Source organism: Mesorhizobium sp. M0772, from assembly GCF_040320135.1.
Classification (GTDB): Bacteria; Pseudomonadota; Alphaproteobacteria; order Rhizobiales; family Rhizobiaceae; genus Mesorhizobium.
Window position 1 is genome coordinate 1 of the sequence record NZ_JAMYPB010000108.1, and the last position, 2,468, is coordinate 2,468.

Annotated in this window: 2 protein-coding genes; both read left to right on the forward strand. The window is 60.7% G+C overall.

Features of this window, described 5'->3' with window-relative positions; translation table 11 throughout:
- The first annotated feature begins 92 nt into the window (after positions 1 to 92).
- On the forward strand, positions 93 to 1,601 hold the full coding sequence (gene istA, locus NKI06_RS30730; RefSeq protein WP_352987917.1) for an IS21 family transposase: 1,509 nt from the start codon (positions 93 to 95) through the stop codon (positions 1,599 to 1,601).
- A gap of 14 nt (positions 1,602 to 1,615) precedes the next feature.
- Positions 1,616 to 2,371, forward strand: a complete 756-nt coding sequence (istB, locus tag NKI06_RS30735) for an IS21-like element helper ATPase IstB (protein ID WP_352987918.1) — start codon at positions 1,616 to 1,618, stop codon at positions 2,369 to 2,371.
- The last annotated feature ends 97 nt before the right edge of the window (positions 2,372 to 2,468 follow it).

A 2,468-nucleotide genomic window follows, 5' to 3' on the forward strand; every position in this document is an offset into this window, starting at 1 on the left:
TCCGATTAAATACCGGACAGTTTTAAAGCCTAGATAGTGCCTTTGGGTCAGCAACCTGCGCATGCATTCCCTCGACGGTAGAGGAGAGGTGCATGCCGAAGAGAAGAAAGCTGACCATGAGACAATTGAGACAATTGCTACGACTAAGCGCGGACGGCATAAGCGTTCGTGACATTGCCACCATGCTTGGAATTGCCCGCAGCACGGTGCAGGACAACATAGAGAGAGCGACCGCCGCCGGTCTTTCCTGGCCGTTACCAGCGGAGCTGACCGACGATGTTCTCGAACATCGGCTCTTCTCCCGACAGGGCGTCAAACAAGGACTGCGCCGGCGCGCCGAGCCCGACTGGGGCGCGCTGGCGGTCGAGCTGAAGAAGCCGGGCGTGACGCTGTTGATCCTGTGGGAGGAGTATCGGGCCGTTCATCCTGACGGTTGCGCTTACAGCAGGTTCTGTGATCTCTTTAAAGGCTTCGAGCGGCGGCTGACGCCGACGATGCGCCAGGTGCATGTCGCTGGCGACAAGGTGTTCGTCGACTATTCCGGCAAGAAGCTGCCGATCGTAGACCGCAAGACCGGCGAGATCCGCGGCGCGTCGAGCTACACCTTCGCCGAGGCGACCTGGAGCCAGACCTTGCCGGACTGGATTGGCTCGCATGTGCGCATGTTCCGCTTTTTTGACGGCGTCCCACGCCTGATTGTTCCCGACAATCTGAAGTCCGGCGTGAATCGGTCGAGCTTCTACGACCCCGACATCAACCGCAGCTTCGGCAGGATGGCGTCGCACTACGGCGTCGGCGTTCTGCCGGCGCGACCGAAGCGGCCGAAGGATAAAGCCAAGGTCGAAAGCGGCGTCCGTTTCGCGCAGAGCTGCATTCTCGGCCGGCTGCGTAACACACGTTTTTTTCCCTGGACGAAAGCCAATGCCGCTATCCGGGAGGCTGTCGAGCGGATCAACACCCACGTCATGCGCCAACTGGGCCAATGCCGTCGCGACCTGTTCGAGACGATGGAACGACCAGCGCTCGCCACGCTGCCGGCCGAGGAATACGAGTTCGCCGAGTGGCGGCTGGCTCGTGTATCGACCGACTATCATGTCGAGTTCGAGCGCTATTTCTACTCCGTGCCACACGGCCTCATCCGAGAGCAGGTGGATGTCCGGGCAACGAGCCGAACGATCGAGGTCTTCTTCAAGGGCAAACGCGTCGCTGTCCATCAGCGTCGCTATGGTGGGGCCCGTTTCGGAACCGATCCGGACCACATGCCCAGTTCGCACCGCCGCTACGCGGAATGGTCGCCCGAGCGCTTCCGGCGCTGGGCCCGCTCGATCGGTCCACAGACCGAGGGGCTCGTGATCGCCATCCTTGCCAGCCGGCCGCATCCGGAACAGGGCTTTAGAACATGCCTCGGCATTCTCAAGCTCTACCAGGCGATCGACACGGCGCAGGCGGAAGCCGTGTCAGCCCGCGCGCTCGAGATCGGTGGCCTGAACTGCAAAAGCATCACCGCTCTCATCAAAACCCACAAGGCGTCCAGGCACACCGCCGAACCTGCCGCCGTCGGCGAGCACGCCAATCTTCGTGGCCCCGGCTACTTTCATTAAGGAGACAATCAACGATGCTTATCAACCCCACCATCGACATGCTGCGCGAACTCGGTCTTTCCGGCATGGCATGCGCTTTCCAGGAACTGGAGGCGCAACCGGAGGCACGAGCTCTCGAGCACGGCGAATGGCTTGCCCTCCTGCTCGAACGGGAGGCGACGGCGCGCCGGCAGAAGCGCTTCGAGGCCAGAGCGCGAGCCGCCAGACTCCGTCATGACGCCCAGATCGAAAACGCCGATTTCCGCGCAACTCGCGGTCTCGATCGCAATCTCTTCATGAAGCTGACGACATGCGACTGGATCAGACAGCGCCATAGCTTGCTCATGATCGGACCAGCCGGCGTCGGAAAGAGCTGGCTGGCCTGCGCGCTCGGCCACAAGGCATGCCGTGAGGATCTTTCGGTCGCATACCACCGTGTACCGCGCCTCTTCGCAACGCTCGCCCTTGCCCGCGGAGACGGCCGTTACGCGAAGCTGCTCAAGAGCCTGGCCAAAACGGATTTGCTTATTCTTGATGATTGGGGGCCTGAGAAGCTCAACGACGAACAACGCCGCGATCTCCTGGAAATCGTCGAGGATCGCTACGAGAAGCGTTCCACCATCCTCACAAGTCAAATTCCCGTGGATCACTGGTATGACATGATCGGAAATCCGACCATCGCCGATGCCGTTCTCGATCGCCTTGTTCACAACGCCTATCGCATCGAACTCTCCGGCGAAAGCATGCGCAAACACAGGGTCCTGCCAGTCGCAGACGCAACTGCCGCTTGACCGGAAACGACTTCGTCGACAAATATCAAAAATGACCCTGAGGCGCTCTAAGCCGTCCGGCTTCGCCTCGGAATCGCGTCCGGTATCTATCGGAATA